General features: G+C 68.6%; 13 protein-coding genes and 2 pseudogenes. 9 read left to right on the forward strand and 6 right to left on the reverse strand.

Annotated features, from left to right (window positions below):
• Positions 1-4 precede the first annotated feature (4 nt).
• The 4 genes from BKA15_RS03105 to BKA15_RS03120 all read right to left on the reverse strand — a co-directional run bounded on the left by BKA15_RS03105 (position 5) and on the right by BKA15_RS03120 (position 4972).
• Positions 5-2809, reverse strand: a complete 2805-nt coding sequence (locus BKA15_RS03105) for a vitamin B12-dependent ribonucleotide reductase (protein ID WP_179748049.1) — start codon at positions 2807-2809, stop codon at positions 5-7.
• A gap of 50 nt (positions 2810-2859) precedes the next feature.
• A complete protein-coding gene (nrdR, locus tag BKA15_RS03110) occupies positions 2860-3405 on the reverse strand; it encodes a transcriptional regulator NrdR (RefSeq protein WP_179748050.1) in 546 nt (181 codons plus the stop codon).
• Between the two features lie 156 nt (positions 3406-3561).
• Positions 3562-4008 carry a DUF2752 domain-containing protein gene (locus BKA15_RS34750; protein ID WP_218871039.1) on the reverse strand — a complete coding sequence of 149 codons (447 nt, stop codon included), beginning with the start codon at positions 4006-4008 and terminating at the stop codon, positions 3562-3564.
• A 55-nt stretch (positions 4009-4063) separates the two neighbouring features.
• The gene (locus BKA15_RS03120) at positions 4064-4972 is read right to left on the reverse strand and encodes an acyl-CoA thioester hydrolase/BAAT C-terminal domain-containing protein (RefSeq protein ID WP_179748051.1); all 909 of its coding nucleotides are present in this window, start codon (positions 4970-4972) and stop codon (positions 4064-4066) included.
• Positions 4973-5599: 627 nt separating this feature from the next.
• On the opposite strand from BKA15_RS03120, the gene BKA15_RS03125 reads away from it, so the two are divergent.
• Positions 5600-6178, forward strand: coding sequence for an RDD family protein (locus BKA15_RS03125; protein ID WP_179748052.1), 579 nt, complete (start codon positions 5600-5602; stop codon positions 6176-6178).
• Here the strand turns inward: BKA15_RS03125 and BKA15_RS03130 are convergent.
• Complete coding sequence (locus BKA15_RS03130) at positions 6153-6494, reverse strand: hypothetical protein (RefSeq protein ID WP_179748053.1); 342 nt, start codon at positions 6492-6494, stop codon at positions 6153-6155. The two genes, BKA15_RS03125 and BKA15_RS03130, sit on opposite strands and share 26 nt — an antisense overlap.
• A gap of 402 nt (positions 6495-6896) precedes the next feature.
• On the opposite strand from BKA15_RS03130, the gene BKA15_RS03135 reads away from it, so the two are divergent.
• Together BKA15_RS03135 and lexA are read left to right on the forward strand one after the other, a co-directional pair.
• Positions 6897-7673, forward strand: a complete 777-nt coding sequence (locus BKA15_RS03135) for a DUF899 family protein (protein WP_179748054.1) — start codon at positions 6897-6899, stop codon at positions 7671-7673.
• Between the two features lie 113 nt (positions 7674-7786).
• Positions 7787-8653: a transcriptional repressor LexA gene (lexA, locus tag BKA15_RS03140; protein ID WP_179748055.1), complete on the forward strand. Its 867-nt coding sequence runs from the start codon at positions 7787-7789 to the stop codon at positions 8651-8653.
• 100 nt (positions 8654-8753) lie between these two features.
• On the opposite strand, the gene BKA15_RS03145 is transcribed toward lexA, so the two are convergent.
• Complete coding sequence (locus tag BKA15_RS03145; RefSeq protein ID WP_179748056.1) at positions 8754-9521, reverse strand: IclR family transcriptional regulator; 768 nt, start codon at positions 9519-9521, stop codon at positions 8754-8756.
• 167 nt (positions 9522-9688) lie between these two features.
• Here BKA15_RS03145 and BKA15_RS03150 point away from each other — a divergent pair, with 167 nt between their 5' ends.
• The 6 genes and pseudogenes from BKA15_RS03150 to BKA15_RS03170 all read left to right on the forward strand — a co-directional run bounded on the left by BKA15_RS03150 (position 9689) and on the right by BKA15_RS03170 (position 15947).
• On the forward strand, positions 9689-10681 hold the full coding sequence (locus BKA15_RS03150; RefSeq protein WP_179748057.1) for an ABC transporter permease: 993 nt from the start codon (positions 9689-9691) through the stop codon (positions 10679-10681).
• Positions 10674-11858, forward strand: coding sequence for an ABC transporter permease (locus BKA15_RS03155; protein ID WP_179748058.1), 1185 nt, complete (start codon positions 10674-10676; stop codon positions 11856-11858). Before BKA15_RS03150 ends, BKA15_RS03155 begins: the two co-directional genes overlap by 8 nt.
• A 10-nt stretch (positions 11859-11868) precedes the next feature.
• Positions 11869-12255: pseudogene (locus BKA15_RS35235) on the forward strand (ATP-binding cassette domain-containing protein); the annotation flags it as partial.
• 103 nt (positions 12256-12358) lie between these two features.
• A complete protein-coding gene (locus BKA15_RS36225; protein ID WP_281385374.1) occupies positions 12359-12934 on the forward strand; it encodes an oligopeptide/dipeptide ABC transporter ATP-binding protein in 576 nt (191 codons plus the stop codon).
• Between the two features lie 23 nt (positions 12935-12957).
• Positions 12958-13995 (forward strand): annotated as a pseudogene (locus BKA15_RS03165) (ABC transporter ATP-binding protein); the annotation flags it as partial.
• A complete protein-coding gene (locus BKA15_RS03170; protein WP_179748060.1) occupies positions 13992-15947 on the forward strand; it encodes an ABC transporter substrate-binding protein in 1956 nt (651 codons plus the stop codon). The pseudogene BKA15_RS03165 and the gene BKA15_RS03170, both read left to right, overlap by 4 nt.
• Positions 15948-15960: the final 13 nt, after the last annotated feature.

Consider the following 15960-nt stretch of genomic DNA (forward strand, 5'->3'; position numbering starts at 1 on the left):
AAGATCAACTGCAACCGCTGGTCGAGCCGCACCCCTCGCAGACGTAGCAGCTGCCGCTGGGCCGCATCTTCGTCCCGCAGCTGAAGCAGAGCGGGGCGTCGACGCTGGTGCCGGAGATCGACTCGACCAGTTCGGCCGTCGTGTGGACGTTCGGGTCGGCCGGGGTCGCGGCCGGCCCGGCCTCGGTGTCCGTACTCTTCAACGACTCCGACTCGCTGACCGAGTCGTCGGCTGGCAGGTAGGAGCCGGTCTCGACCTGGCGGGCGCGTTCCTCGGCGGTGTAGATGCCGAGCTCGGCACGGCGCTCGAACGACAGATGATCAAGGGCCAGCCGGCGGAAGATGTAGTCCATGATCGACTGCGCCATCCGGATGTCCTTGTCGTCCGTCAGGCCGGCCGGCTCGAACTTCAGGTTGGTGAACTTCTGGATGAACGTCTCCAGCGGGACCCCGTACTGCAGGCCGATCGACACGGCGATCGAGAACGCGTCCATCACGCCGGCCAGGGTCGAGCCCTGCTTGCCGAGCTTGAGGAACACCTCGCCGAGCCCGTCGTCCGGGTACGAACCCGAGGTCATGTAGCCCTCGGCGCCGCCGACCGAGAACGACGTGGTCAGGCTCGGCCGGGTCTTCGGCAGCCGCTTGCGGATCGGCCGGTATTCGATCATGGTCTGTTCGGCCGGCGCGTCCTTCGCCTTCGTCCTGCCGCCGCTGAGCGGCTGACCGACCTTGCAGTTGTCCCGGTAGACGGCCAGCGCCTTGAGCCCGAGTTTCCAACCCTGCAGGTAGACCTCGGCGATCTCCTCGACCGTCGCGGACTCGGGCAGGTTCACCGTCTTGGAGATCGCGCCGGACAGGAACGGCTGCACCGCGGCCATCATCCGGACATGGCCCATCGGCCTGATCGCCCGCTCCCCCATCGCCGTGTCGAACACCTCGTAGTGCTCCGGCCGCAGCCCGGGCGCGTCGATCACGTGGCCGTGCTCGGCGATGTATTCCACGATCGCCTCGGCCGTCTCCTCGGCGTAGCCGAGCTTGCGCAACGCGCGCGGCACCGTCTGGTTGACGATCTGCAGCGAGCCGCCGCCGACCAGCTTCTTGAACTTGACCAGCGAGAAGTCCGGCTCGATTCCGGTCGTGTCGCAGTCCATCATGAAGCTGATCGTCCCGGTCGGCGCCAGCAGGCTCGCCTGCGCGTTGCGGAACCCGTTGACCTCGCCGGTCTTGATCACCGCGTCCCAGGCGGCCGTCGCCCGCTTCTGCACGGACGCGTCCAGCGACCCGACCGGCCGCAGCGCGTCGTTGGCGGCCTGGTGCTTGCGCATCACCCGGCGGTGCGCCTCGGCGTTCCGCGCGAAGCCGGCGTACGGGCCGACGGCGCCGGCCAGCTCGGCCGAGCGATGGTACGAGGCGCCCGTCATCAGCGATGTGATCGCGGCGGCGAGCGCGCGCCCGCCCTCGGTGTCGTAGCCGTGGCCGGTGGCCATCAGCAGCGCGCCCAGGTTGGCGTACCCGATGCCGAGCTGGCGGAAGTCCCGTGTGATCTGCCCGATCGCCTCGGTCGGGAAGTCGGCGAAGCAGATCGAGATGTCCATCGCGGTGATGATCAACTCCACCGCCCGCTCGAACCGCTCCCCGTCGAACGTCCCGTCGTCGGCCAGGAACTTGATCAGGTTCAGGCTGGCCAGATTACAACTGCTGTTGTCGAGGCTCAGAAATTCCGAACAAGGGTTAGACGCGTTGATCCGGCCGGACTCCGGGTTGGTGTGCCAGTCGTTGATCGTGTCGTCGTACTGAAGCCCGGGATCGGCGCACTCCCAGGCAGCCTTGGCGATCTTGTCGAACAGTTCGCGGGCGGCCACGGTGTCGACGACCCGGCCGTCGGTGCGGGCGCGCAGGCCGAACTCCGTACCGTCCTCGACGGCGCGCATGAACTCGTCGGTGACCCGGACCGAGTTGTTGGCGTTCTGGTACTGCACCGAGCTGATGTCGCGGCCGCCGAGATCCATGTCGAAGCCGGCCTCGCGGAGCGCGCGGATCTTCTCCTCCTCGCGCGCCTTCGTCTCGACGAACTCCTCGATATCGGGATGATCGACATCGAGCACGACCATCTTCGCGGCCCGGCGAGTCGCGCCGCCGGACTTGATCGTCCCGGCGCTCGCGTCCGCCCCGCGCATGAACGAGACCGGCCCCGAGGCCGTACCGCCGGAACTGAGCAGTTCCTTGCTGGATCTGATCTTGGAAAGATTGACCCCGGCGCCGGATCCGCCCTTGAAGATCAGCCCCTCCTCGCGGTACCAGTTCAAGATCGAATTCATCGTGTCGTCGACGGACAGGATGAAGCAGGCCGACACCTGCTGAGGCGCCGGCGTGCCGACGTTGAACCAGACCGGCGAGTTGAACGAGAAGTACTGGTGCAGCAGCAGCCAGGTCAGTTCGTGCTCGAACGCCTCCGCGTCGTCCGGCGTGGCGAAGTAGCGGTACTGCTCACCGGCCCGGCGGTAGGTGTGCACCACGCGATCGATCAGTTGCCGGAGGCTCCGCTCCCTGGTGGCCGAGCCCAGCGCACCGCGGAAATACTTGGTCGCGACGATGGTGGATGCGTTGGCGCTCCAGAAGTCGGGGAACTCGGTGCCCTGTTGCTCGAAGATCGCCTCGCCGGTCCTCCAGTTGGTCTGGACGATGTCGCGGCTCTCCCAGGTGACCTCGGAGTACGGGTGCACGCCGGGTGTGCTGAACACCCGCTCGATCCGCAGGCCCTTCGGGGCCGACCCGGCCTCGGTGCCGGTGGCTGGTGTGCGCTCGGTCATCGTCCGTCCTTCCTTCTGCTACCTCCGATCCTGTACCCAGGGACTGACAGTCAGGCCTCGGTACGCCCCGGGGTGAGCTTGTGCGGCGTGAAATTGCTGACCTTGTTGTCGGCGACCCGATCCGGGATCAGCGGTTCGATGCCGAGCGGTTCGGACTCGATCCGCAGCATCGCGATCTCGGACTCGAAGTCCTCCAGCGAGTGGTACTGCTTGTAGACGCTGGCGAAGCGGAGGTACGCGACCTGGTCCAGTTCCCGGAGCGGGCCGAGGATGGCCACGCCGACCTCGTCGGCCGGGATCTCGGACTGCCCACAGGCGCGCAGCGTGTCCTCGACGACCTGGCCGAGCCGGGCGAGCTGGGTTTCGTCGACCGGCCGCCCCTTGCAGGCCTTACGAACCCCGGAAACGACCTTGTCCCGATTGAACGGCTCGACGACGCCGCTCCGCTTCACGATGACGAGCTGCATCTGCTCGATCGTGGTGAAACGACGCGAGCAGAACGGGCACTGGCGGCGCCGGCGGATGCTGCAGCCGTCCTCCGCGGTGCGCGAGTCCAAGACCTTCGAGTCGGTGTGTCGGCAGTACGGGCAGTGCATTGGTTGTCCTCTCCCCGGGACCCGACTACCACTAGCTGTGGGCCGTGGTCCGTCCCCTGACTACTACATCTAGACCCTAGGGCTCACGTGAGCGACACGCAAGGGATCTTCGGGGGTAAATGACAAGCGCGGGATTCGACGTCTGGTATGGGCCTGTCAGAGCAGGTTGCGCAGCAGCAGGTACGCCACCGAGACCACCAGACCGGCGATCAGCCAGCGGGTCGCCGTCATCCGTTTCAGCAGGGCACCGAGCCTGGCCGGCGGCCGCACCTTCGGGCCGCCGAGCGCCTCGACGACCCAGAGCACCCCGACCACCGTGAGGCCGATCAGGCCGAGGAAGATCAGCGGGTTGTACGCGAACGCGGCCACCAGGTCGCCGTGCAGCAGCGCGCTGCCGAGCCGCGTGCCGCCGCAGAGCGGGCACTCCCAGCCGGTCAGCATCCGGAGCGGGCACGGGATGCCCTGGCCGGTCGTCGCGTAGAGCGCGCTGAGGGCGACCCCGCCACCGAAGAAGCCGCCCAGATACTTCAGTCCGGTGGTCACCCGGAACGGTGAGGCCACAGCGGCGGGCGCAGTGGTGCGACTGTCTCCGGGTCCGACCATGTCGCCCATTCTGCACCTCAGCGGTGCGGCTGCGAGCGAGCGGACCGGTCCGGGGTCAGGTCAGGTGCTCCCGAAGGAACCGCACCGTGCGGTGCCAGGCCTCGGCCCGCGCCGCCGTCGTCGCGGCCGGGTCGCCGCCGAGTTCGAAGCTGACGCCCGGGCCTGGCGAGACCGTGCTCGTGATCGGCTCGCCGGGCGGCCCGGCGATCCCGTGGCCGGCGCCGGGAAGGACGACGTGGTGCCAGGGACGCGGATGGCGCGCCGCCTCCAGCCGGGCGGCGGCGACCGCGTGATAGGAGGCGGAGTCCCACATCGCGTCGCGTTCGCCGGCGATCAATAGGATCGCGGCGTCGCTTTGTTCGACCGGGATGCTGATCTCCGCCAGGGCGGCCGGCTCGGTCGGCAGCGGCCCGTACTGAGTGGCCAGGCCGACCGGCCCGCCGGCGGCCACCGCGGCCGCGAACTCCGCGGAAACCTGATTCGGCAGCGCCGGGAGCGGTGCGCCGCCGAGGGTCCAGGCGACGGTCGGCGTCGCCATGATCACGTCGACCGGGCCGAGCCCGTAGTCGATGCCCTGGGTGACCACGCCGCTGCCCACGACGCTCACCGCTGCGGCGATCCGCCGATCGTGGCTCGCGACCAGCAGCGCCGCCTCGCCGCCGCGTGAACCACCGAGGATTCCGACCCGCCGGACGCCGCCGTCGAGCAGCAACTGCACGCCCCGCGAGAAGTACTCCAGCGGAATGTTCTTGAGCACCGGCGGCACGCCGGGCGCCCCGAAGTAGGCCAGCGCGAGAACGGCGAAGCCCTCGCCCGCCAGGACCGCCGCATCGCGTTCGTGCAGGCCTCCCTCGGAGCCGCCGATCAGGACGACACCGCCCTCCGGAGCGGCGCCCTCCGGAGAGATCAACACACCAGTGAGTCCCGCCGCTCTGGGCAGGTCGCGATCGGCCTTCAGGTCCATGACGGGAGCCTAGGAGGCGGTACCGACACTGTCCGCCGGCGGCACGGCTCCTGGATCCTCACCCGGACCCGTCTTCGAGACGCGGAGCGAAGGCGCCGCAGGCAGACGGGAACGGGCGCTAGGCTCCCCTGCCTGAGCCGTCATTGTCGGCGGCGTCCTGACGCGGGAGGGTGCGAGGTGAGCCAACCACCGACCGAACCCGGGCGACAGCCCGACTCCGACTCCGATCCCGGCCTGGCGGGGGCCGGCCCGAGGCCGGCCGCCGACGCGCCTCCGCCCGGTCCGGCCGGGCCGCCGGTCCAGGAGAGTCCGTGGGCACGCCCGGCTCCGGACCAGCCCGACCAGGGCGGACCGACCCAGCCGGAGTTCCGTGGGTCGGGACCCGCGCAGCCGGGACCCGATTCTGATCACGCCCGATCCGGTCCGGCGTCGGATCAGCCGTGGCAGGCCGGGCCGCAAACGGCTCCGGACAGTTCGTGGGCCGCCCCTGGTCCCAGTTCAACGCAGCAGTCCTGGTCCGGTCCCGCCGCACCCCCGAATCAACCTCCGCCGTACCAGCCGGGCCCGCCGGCGTTCGCCCCGCAGGGTCAACCACCCGCCGCGCAGCCCGGGCCACCACCCGGACCGGTGCCGCCTGGCCCACCGGCCCCGGCTGCCGGGCAGCCGTACCCGCTGCCGTTTCCGCCGCGACCGCAGCTCCGCACGGATTACGCGTCCTGGGGCAAGCGGGTCGGGGCGAATCTGATCGACACCGTTCCGTCGATGGTCTATCTGATCTTCTTCATGATCGGCTACGTGAACGTGATCTTGAGCTTGTTCGCGTCCATCCAGAACTCGGGCACATACAGCCCGAACCTGTCCGACTTCACGCTCTGGATCGTCGTTGTCGTCGTGCTCTGGTTGATCGCTCTCGGCTGGAACATCTACAACCGGTGGATCACGGCCGGCCGGACCGGGCAGTCACTCGGCAAGCGGTTGATGAAGATCAAGTTGATCGGCGAGCAGACCGGGCAGCCGATCGGCGCGGGTTATGCGTTCCTGCGAGATCTGGTCCACATCGTCGACGGCGCCGCGTACATCGGCTATCTGTGGCCCCTCTGGGACGAGAAGCGGCAAACCTTCGCCGACAAACTCATGCAGACGATCGTCGTCGACGAGCCGGCCCCGCAGACCGGTCCGGTCAGCGAACGGCCGACTGGGCCGTAGGCCGGTAGTCGTCGCTGGTCACTCGCGCCACGGTCGCCCCGATCACGGTCAGCGCCGCGGCGGCGATCAGCAGCCCGACGACCATGATCACCGCGATCCCCCGGTTGGTCAGCCGCCACTGCACGTCCAGGTCGCGCACCGGCACGACGCCGGCGTCCCGGCAGGAACGCACGCCCGCCACCGGGGTCTGCCGGACCTGCGGGCCGCGGATCGCGGTCACCGGCTGCGTGACCGGCCGGACCTGCCGGGCCGATCCACGGCTGGGACGACGAACGCGAGTCCGGGTCGGATCCGCGATCAAGGCTGCTGTCGCCATCGCCTTCTCCCTCTGTCAGCTCGAACTGATGTTCGATAGAACGTGTGTTTGATAATGCCTCTGCGTTGTCGTCGAAAGCAAGCACATTCGCACGCGTGTTCGGGTGTGTCTTCCGATGGATTCGAGTCAATCAGCGACCACTGACAGTCCGCCTCGACCGGAGGCCTCACCAACCACGGCCGACGATCCATCTGACAAAAGTCACTACCCGTCGCGCCTTCCAGGCGGGCACGGTGCCAACAGGCCGCCGCGGAAGACGGTTGATCACGCTGCGGTAGCTTGCGTGAGGACACGCACCCCCGATGTGGCGTGTCCGGGCGACGACAGAAGGCGTGAGTTCCGCGCCTCGCCGGATCGGGTCGGCGGACCGGGATCCCGTCACCGACGACACAGGAGATCGACATGACCGACGAATCACCAACCCCGGACCGGATGAGGGCCGCCGCCGGCGAAGCACCGAGCCTGCCACGAGCGGTCGACCGGGCGACCTTCATGGCCGAGATGGCAGAACTGAAGGTACGGGAGAAGGCGCACACCCGCGAAGGCGACGCCATCGCCGCGGCCCGGCGTCGGCTGCCGATGGTGGAGATCGACGCCACGATCGAGGTGATCGGACCCGACGGTCCGGTCACGATCCTCGACGTCTTCGAGGGGCGCAAGCAGCTCCTCGGCTATTACCACGCCTGGTGGCCCGGCAGATCCGCCGCGGAGCAGTGTGAGGGCTGCACGTTCTTCAACTGCCAGGTCCGCGAGCTGTCGTACCTGCATTCGCGCGACGTCACGTACGCCGCGCTCTGCAAGGGGCCGTACGAGGAAAGCATCCGCTACCGGGACTTCCTGGGCCTGGAAATGCCGTGGTATTCGGTCGAGAAGACCGCGCCGCAACTGCTCGAGGCCCGCGACTGGCAGAGTCACCATCTCGTCGCCTACGTTCGCGACGGCGAGCGAGTGTTCGAGACGTACTTCACCGGCGGTCGCGGCGTCGAGATCATGGCCCCGACCATCGGATTGTGGGACATGACCGTCTACGGTCGGCAGGAGACGTGGGAGGACTCCCCCGACGGCTGGCCCCAGCCCTGGGGTGACGAGCCGAACCCCGATCACTGGCGGACGAACGGACGTCCCATCGCACACTGGTCACGGATCGAAGCCGGACGCTCCGACGACCTCGGCACCTGAGTGATCAGCGGGGGCGGACTCCATCGGCATCGTCGAACGTGACGTTCGAACCGCCGACACGCCGGTCGAACAGATGTTTGAATTTGTCGGACCGCTTCTCTACTGTCAGGTGCATGGCGAAGCGCGACGACAAGGCATCGGACAAGAAGCGGGGCCCGGCGGCGACGCGGTCGCGGGCGACCGACGACGCATCGAAGACCCCGGCCACCCCGGCGCGCCGTCGCGGCCGGCCGCGGGACGCCGACGTCGCGGCCGAGCTCGGCGCGACCGTGAGCTCGCTGCCGGACGGCCCGATCGACGCCGCCGGCCTGACGCCGCGGCAGCGCCGGGTGCTCGAGGTCATCAAGGAGACGGTCGAGGCCCGCGGCTATCCGCCGAGCATCCGGGAGATGGGTGACGCGGTCGGGCTGGCCAGCTCGTCCAGCGTCGCGCACCAGTTGAAGGTGCTCGAGGCCAAGGGCTTCCTGCGCCGCGACCCGAACCGGCCGCGGGCGCTCGAGGTGCTGCTGCCGGGCGACCCGGCCGCTGCCGCGGTGGCGCGACCGGTCTCGGCGGCCACCGAGTCCGAGTTCGACGAGTCGGAGGTCGGCAACAACTTCCCGGCACCGGTGCACGTCCCGGTGCTGGGCCGGATCGCGGCCGGCGGTCCGATCCTGGCCGAGGAGCAGGTGCAGGACGTGTTCGCGCTGCCCCGCCAGCTGGTCGGCGACGGCGAGCTCTTCCTGCTCGAAGTCCGCGGCGACTCCATGGTCGATGCGGCGATCTGTGACGGCGACTGGGTGGTGGTGCGGAAGGCGCAGACCGCCGAGAACGGTGACATCGTCGCCGCCCTGCTGGACACCGAGGCGACGGTCAAGACGTTCAAGCGGACCGGCAACCAGGTCTGGCTGATGCCGCACAACCCCGCCTACGACCCGATCGACGGCAACCACGCCACGATCCTCGGCAAGGTCGTCGCCGTGCTCCGCCGGCTCGGCTGATCACCAGCGCCTCAGGCGCGCAGTCCGGCGCTCGCCATGATCGACTTCCGGGTGCTGTCCTTGATCACGAAGACGTGAACCAAGGACAGGAACGACCCGACTACCGGATCCCCTCGGCCCGCAGCGTGCGCTCCAGCCGCCGGGCATGGTCGATCAAGGCGTCGGTCACCTTGGCCAGCTCGGCCGGCTCGTCGGCCACCTCGACCGGAAGCGTGCAGCTCATCGCATCGGTGGCCGGGATCCGGTAACTGACGACGGTCGCGACGCAGGCGATGCCGAGCACCCCCTCCTCCCGTTCCATGGCCCAGCCCCGGTCCCGCGCCAGGTCCAACTGGCGGTGCAGCTGACGCCGATCGGTCACCGTGTGCTCTGTCGCGGCCGTCAGCCGCTGCGGCAGCAGCTCGTCGACCTCCGCCGGAGTGAGCTCGGCGAGCAGCGCCTTGCCGAGTGCGGTCATGTGGGCCGGCCGCCGGCGCCCGACCTGATAGGCGCAGTAGACCCCGTCGTCGTAGTCGTGGCTGGCCAGGTAGAGCACGGACGAACCGTCCCGGCGCGCGTAGTGGGCCGCATGCTCGACCTCCCGGGAGAGCGCATCCAACGCCTTGGCGACGTACGTCGTCGCGGGATCCCGGTCCAGGTACGCCGTGCCGGAACTCAGCGCGTCCGGACCGATCCCGAACGCTGATCCGGTCGAGTCCGACTCGATCCAGCCGAGGTCGCGGAGCGTGCGGACCAGGGCGTACAGGCTCGATCGCGGATAGCCCAGCCGCTCCTGCAGCTCAGGCAGCGTGAGCAGTTCCGGCGACGCGGCCAGAACTTCGAGGAGCCGGATGGCGCGTTCGGCCGACTTGACCGGTCGATAGTCCATCGGTCCACCTTCCGAGGTACCGGGGTTGACAGTGCGGAACCGAGCATACATTCTAAGTTTCTGGAAGCAGTCTACATATGAGGATTGAAACTACATATGTGGACAACACCGCGACGAAGGAGTTGTGCGATGACCGCGACCGACCCCGGACCCGCACCGGGCGTCCTGTGATCACCTACCTGTTACGCCGGGTCGCGTTCATGGTCGTGACGGTGCTGGCGATCTCGGTGGCCTCGTTCGCGATCATCCAGTTGCCGCCGGGTGACTACCTGACCGCGCTGCAGGCTCAGCTGGCCTCCCAGGGTGACTCGATCAACGAGGCCCAGCTGAGGGCACTCGAGGCGCGGTACGGGCTGAACGACCCGATCTACGTGCAGTACCTGAAATGGATCGGCGGCATCCTGCTGCACGGCGACTTCGGCCAGTCCTTCGAATGGAACCGGCCGGTCGCCGACCTGCTGGCCGACCGGCTCCCGCTGACCATCGGCATCTCGGTCCTCACCCTGCTCTTCACCTGGGCGGTCGCCTTCCCGATCGGCGTCTATTCCGCCGTCAAGCCGTACTCGATCGGCGACTACACGGTCACCACGCTGGGCTTCCTCGGGCTGGCGATTCCGAACTTCCTGCTGGCGTTGATCTTGATGTTCATCGCCTTCAAGGTGTTCGGCCAGGACCTCGGCGGGCTGTTCTCCCCCGAGTTCGCCGCGTCGGACTGGAATCTGGGCAAGCTCTTGGACCTGTTCTCCCACCTGTGGGTGCCGGTCGTGGTGCTCGGCACCGCCGGCACCGCGGGGCTGATCCGCATCCTGCGGGCCAACCTGCTCGACGAACTGCGCAAGCCCTACGTGGTGGCAGCCCGGGCCCGCGGCGCCCACGAGCGACGACTGGTGATCAAGTATCCGCTCCGGGTGGCGCTCAACCCGTTCATCTCGACCGTCGGCTGGGTGCTGCCGGCCCTCATCTCCGGCGAGGTGATCGTCGCCCAGGTGCTGTCCCTGCCGACCACCGGCCCGGTGATGCTGCAGGCCCTGCTCAGCCAGGACATGTACCTCGCCGGCAGCGTGCTCTTCATCGTCAGCGTGCTCACGGTGATCGGCACCTTCCTGTCCGACCTCCTGCTGGCCTGGATCGATCCCCGAGTGAGGCACGGCCATGGCTGAACATCGACTGCTCCCCGAATCCGTACCGGCCGGCCCGTCGGCGACCGCCGTCGCCGAGGAACCGGCGTCGCATCGTGATCATGACGACGTCGTCGCGGTGGCCCCGCAGTGGAAGCTCGTGGTCTGGAGCTTCCGGCGGCACCGGATGGCCGTCGTCGGCCTGGTGATCACCGTGATCATCTATCTGATCGCCCTGTTCGCGAACTTCCTGGCCCCGTTCTCCAGCGGGCACCTCGATCCCGGCTACACGTACGCGCCGCCGCAGCAGCTGCACATCGTCGACACGTCCGGTGGCCGTACCGAATTCGGCCTGTACGTCCACGGCCTGACCAGCGTGCAGGACCAGGAGACGCTGAAACTGACCTTCACGGTCGACCCGACCCAGAAGATCCCGGTCGGGTTGTTCGTCAAGGGCGAGGAGTACCGGCTGTTCGGGTTCATCCCGGCCGACCGCCACCTGATCGGGCCGGTGACGCCGGGCCAGCCGATGTTCCTGCTCGGCGCGGACCGGACCGGCCACGACCTGCTCTCCAGAATGATCTTGGGAACCCAGATCTCGATGTCGATCGGCCTGGTCGGGGTCGCCATCGCATTCCTGATCGGGGTCACCCTCGGCGGGATCTCCGGCTACGTCGGCGGCCGTACCGACATGATCATCCAGCGGATCGTCGAGTTCTTCATGTCCTTCCCCACCCTGCCGCTCTGGCTCGCCCTCGCGGCGGCGTTGCCGGCGGACTGGGGTCCACTGACCCGCTATTTCGCGATCACGATCATCCTGTCCATGATCGCCTGGACCGACCTGGCCCGGGTCGTCCGCGGGCGCTTCCTGTCGCTGCGCGAGGAGCAGTTCGTCGAGGCCGCGACGCTGGACGGCTCCCGGCGGGCCCGGACGATCTTCCGGCACATGCTGCCCTCGTTCAGCAGCCACCTGATCGCCTCGCTGACCCTCTCGATCCCGGGAATGATCTTGGCCGAGACCGCGCTGAGCTTCCTCGGCCTCGGCCTGCAGGCACCGGTCGTGTCCTGGGGCGTGCTGCTCCAGGAGGCCCAGAACGTACGCACGCTGGCCGATGCGCCCTGGCTGCTGGTGCCCGGCCTCGCCGTCGTGGTGGCCGTACTGTCCCTGAACTTCCTCGGCGACGGGCTCCGCGACGCCGCCGACCCCTACCGGCGATGAGGCCCATCTCATGATCGAAAACGCCCTGACCTCCGACCGCCCCCTGCTCGACATCGTCGACCTCAAGACGCACTTCGTCGGCAGCGAGGGCACCGTGCCCGCGGTCGACGGGGTGAATCTCTCGGTGGGCCGCAACCGCGTCGTCTGCGTGGTCGGCGAGTCCGGCTGCGGCAAGTCGGTCACCGCACGGTCGGTGCTCCGGCTCGTCGACCCACCCGGACGTCACATCGGCGGGCAGATCCTCTGGTCCCGGGACGGGACGAGCGAACCGGTCGACCTGGCCGGACTGGACCCGCGCGGCGAACCGATGCGACGGATCCGCGGCAACGAGATCTCGATGGTGTTCCAGGAGCCGATGGCGTCCCTGTCGCCGATGCACACCATCGGTGATCAGATCGTCGAGGCGATCCGGCTGCACCAGCCGGTCTCCAAGCGGGAGGCCCGGGACCGCGGCATCGAGCAACTGCGCCCGGGTCGGGATCCCGCGGCCCGAGGACCGGATGGACGCCTATTCCTTCCAGTTGTCCGGCGGGCTCTGCCAGCGAGCCATGATCGCGATCGCGCTGGCCTGCCAGCCGGCGCTGCTGATCGCCGACGAACCCACTACCGCGCTCGACGTCACGACCCAGGCCCGGATCCTCGACCTCCTGCTGGAACTCAAAGAGGACCTGGCGATGTCGATCCTCTTCATCACCCACGACCTCGGTGTGGTGGCCGAGGTAGCCGACGAGGTCGCGGTGATGTACCTCGGCAAGGTGGTCGAGTACGGCCCGGTGTCGCGGATCTTCCACCAGCCGTCGCATCCGTACACCCGGGCGCTGCTGCGGTCGATCCCCACCTTCGGCCTCGACCGCCGGCATCGGCTGCAGGCCATCCCCGGCCTGGTGCCGCATCCGAGCCGGCGGCCGGTCGGCTGCTCGTACCATCCGCGCTGCGACGCGGCCATCGCCGGCTTCTGCGAGCAGAACGTCCCGGCCACGACCCGACTGGCCGACGATGCGTCGGTCCAGTGCCACCTGTACGACCCGGCCGTCGACGACGCCGGTCGTCCGGACCCGAGGATGGCGACCCGATGACCGAGTCCGTACCCGCCGCTCCGCTGCTCACCGTCAACGACCTGTCGATGGCCTTCCCGATCCGGCGGGGCGTGTTCAAGCGGACCGTCGGCCAGCTCCGAGCGGTCGACGGGGTCGACCTGACGATCACCGAGGGCGAGACGCTGGGCCTGGTCGGCGAGTCCGGCTGCGGCAAGACGACCCTCGGCCGGTGCATCGTCCGCAGTTACCGGCCGACGTCCGGCCGGATGCAGTACCGCACGGCGGCCGGGTCGTCGGTCGAGGTCGCCGAGTTGAGCGGCGAGCCGCTGCGCGACTACCAGCGCGAGGTACGGCTGATCTTCCAGGATCCCTTCTCCTCCTTGAATCCGCGGATGACGCTGCGGGATCTGGTCGGCGAGCCGCTCCGCACGCACAAGATCGCCACCGGCTCCGAGCTCGACGACCGGGTGGCGGAGATGCTCCGCAAGGTCGGCCTGCGCCCGGACTACCTGCGCCGCTACCCGCACGCCTTCTCCGGCGGGGAACGGCAGCGGGTGAACATCGCGCGGGCGCTGATCCTGCAGCCCCGGCTGGTGATCGCGGACGAGGCGGTGTCGGCCCTCGACGTCTCGGTCCGGGCCCAGATCCTCAACCTGCTCCGTGATCTTCAGGAGGAGTTCCGGCTCACCTACCTGTTCATCTCCCACGACCTCTCCGTGGTTGAGTACCTGTGCGACCGGACCGCGGTGATGTACCTCGGCCGGATCGTCGAGCAGGGCCCGACCCGCGAGCTGTTCCGCGCCCCGCGGCATCCCTACACGGAGGCGCTGCTCGGTTCGGTCCCGCGGCCCGACCCGGACCTGCGTGGCCAGGGCCGGCGCAAGCACCTCGCCGAGGATCTTCCCGACCCGGGCCATCCCCCGTCCGGCTGCCGATTCCACACGCGCTGTCCGTACCGCCGGCCGCAGCGCTGCGCCGACGAGTCACCGGAACTCGGCGCCACCCCGGGTGACCGTACGGTCGCCTGCCACTTCGCCGATCAACTCGAGCTGACCGGCATCGCGCCTCACCACCCCGAAGAAGAGGTTCCCGTCCCATGAACCAGCACACGCCCCCGTCCGCCTTCTCCCGGCGCCGCCTGATCCAGGTCGGCGGCGCCACCGTCGCCGCCGCCGCGCTGCCCGGCTGCAGCTTCCTGTCCACCGCGCCGACGTCGTCCGGCAACCAAGATCCACAGGCCGGCGCCATCCAGGGCCAGCAGGCGCCCGACCTGGCCAAGCAGGTCGAGGCCGGCGAGCTGCCGCCGCTGGCCGAGCGGCTGCCCAAGACCCCGGTCGTGATCCCGCCGGTCGAGCAGATCGGCCAGTACGGCGGCAAGTGGCGGACCGCCCTGCTCGGTCCGGCCGACGCCGCCTGGCTTGATCAACTGTTCAGCGAGCCGATGGTCCGCTGGAACCCGAACATGAACGAGCTGCTGCCGAACGTCGCCGAGTCGTTCGAGGCCGACCCCACCGGCGCCAAGTACACGTTCAAGCTGCGCGAGGGGATGCGTTGGTCCGACGGCGCGCCGTTCACCGCCGACGACGTGGTCTTCGCCCAGAACGACGTCTACAACAACGAGGAACTGTCCGTGCTCGGCGACACCGTGGTCACCGCGACCAAGGTGGACGAGCTGACCGTCACCCTCACCCTGAGCAAGCCGCACTCGCTGTGGCTGGAGAGCGGGCTCGGAGGGGGCCTGGTCACCAAGCCCAAGCACTATCTGGAGCAGTTCCACAAGAAGTACAACCCCAAGATCAATGATCTTGTGAAGAAGGAGGGCGCCGCGGACTGGGTCGAGCTGTTCGGGCGCAAGGGCGGCGGCATCGAGGGCACCCCGTACAACGCGGTGTGGCAGAACCCGGAGCTGCCGCGGCTGCACGCCTGGGGCCCGGCCACCGTGCTCGGCGAGGGCGGCAGCACCACCTTCGTCCGCAACCCCTACTACTGGAAGACCGACCCGGAGGGGAACCAGCTCCCCTACATCGACGCGGTCGAGTTCACGATCATCCAGGACGAGGAGGTGATGCTGCTCAAGGCCCAGAACGGCCAGTTCGACATGCACTTCCGGCACTTCAACACGTCGCAGAACAAGCCCGTTCTGGCCGACGGCCGGGAGAAGGGCAAGTACCGGTTCTTCGACACCAGCCCGGAGATCATGAACAATGCGTTGATCATCTTCAACCTCAGCCACAAGAACCCGGTGCGGCGGGAGATCTTCAACAACCTCGACTTCCGGATCGGGCTGTCGTACGCGCTGAACCGGGACGAGATCATCCAGGTCGCCCACCAGCGCCAGGGCGAGCCGTGGCAGGCCGCGCCCCGGCCGGAGTCGCCGTTCTACGACGAGACGTTCGCCAAGCAGTACACGGAGTTCGATCTCGACAAGGCCAACGAGCACCTCGACAAGGCCGGCTACCGACGGGACGGGCAGGGCCGGCGGATCGGCCCGGACGGCAAGCCGATCGCCTTCAACATGGCGTTCGCGGCCGGTTCGGTCGCGAAGCCGTCCGACACGCTGGAGCTGGTGCGCAAGCACTGGCAGGAGGTCGGCATCGACGCCCGGCTGCAGCCCCAGGAACGATCACTGCTGGCCTCCCAGAACGAGTCCAACGACAGCGACGTGTACGCCTGGGAGGGCGACGGCGGGCTCAACCCGACCCAGGTGCCGGACTGGTACTTCCCCGACCCGGCCTACCTGACCTTCGCCCGCGGCTGGTCGATCTGGTCCGAGGATCCGAAGGGCGAGGACGCGATGGAGCCGCCGGCCGAGATCAAGCGGCAGTTCGAGCTGTACGACCAGGTGAAGGCCACCACCGGCCGGGCCAAGCAGGTCGAGTTGACCAAGGAGATCCTCAAGATCGCCCAGGAGAACTTCTGGGTGATGGGCACCGTGCTGACCCCGGTCAGCTACGGCATCGCCAGCGAACGCTTCCGCAACGTCCCGGTGCCGGTCGACCCGGCCCAGCCCTTTTACCAGATCGACGTGTGCCAGTCCTACTTCAGCAGCTGACCATCCTTGTTCA

Origin of the sequence: Microlunatus parietis, from assembly GCF_013407955.1 — a bacterium.
GTDB classification, from domain to species: Bacteria; Actinomycetota; Actinomycetes; order Propionibacteriales; family Propionibacteriaceae; genus Microlunatus; species Microlunatus parietis.

Bases quoted from the DNA above. Each gene is read 5' to 3' on its own strand.
- BKA15_RS03105 (WP_179748049.1), bottom strand. From the start codon at position 2,809: ATGACCGAGCGCACACCAGCCACCGGCACCGAGGCCGGGTCGGCCCCG.
- BKA15_RS03120 (WP_179748051.1), bottom strand. From the start codon at position 4,972: ATGGACCTGAAGGCCGATCGCGACCTGCCCAGAGCGGCGGGACTCACT.
- BKA15_RS03135 (WP_179748054.1), top strand. From the start codon at position 6,897: ATGACCGACGAATCACCAACCCCGGACCGGATGAGGGCCGCCGCCGGC.
- BKA15_RS03155 (WP_179748058.1), top strand. From the start codon at position 10,674: ATGGCTGAACATCGACTGCTCCCCGAATCCGTACCGGCCGGCCCGTCG.
- BKA15_RS03145 (WP_179748056.1), bottom strand. From the start codon at position 9,521: ATGGACTATCGACCGGTCAAGTCGGCCGAACGCGCCATCCGGCTCCTC.
- BKA15_RS03170 (WP_179748060.1), top strand. From the start codon at position 13,992: ATGAACCAGCACACGCCCCCGTCCGCCTTCTCCCGGCGCCGCCTGATC.
- BKA15_RS34750 (WP_218871039.1), bottom strand. From the start codon at position 4,008: ATGGTCGGACCCGGAGACAGTCGCACCACTGCGCCCGCCGCTGTGGCC.
- lexA (WP_179748055.1), top strand. From the start codon at position 7,787: ATGGCGAAGCGCGACGACAAGGCATCGGACAAGAAGCGGGGCCCGGCG.
- BKA15_RS03130 (WP_179748053.1), bottom strand. From the start codon at position 6,494: ATGGCGACAGCAGCCTTGATCGCGGATCCGACCCGGACTCGCGTTCGT.
- BKA15_RS36225 (WP_281385374.1), top strand. From the start codon at position 12,359: ATGGACGCCTATTCCTTCCAGTTGTCCGGCGGGCTCTGCCAGCGAGCC.
- nrdR (WP_179748050.1), bottom strand. From the start codon at position 3,405: ATGCACTGCCCGTACTGCCGACACACCGACTCGAAGGTCTTGGACTCG.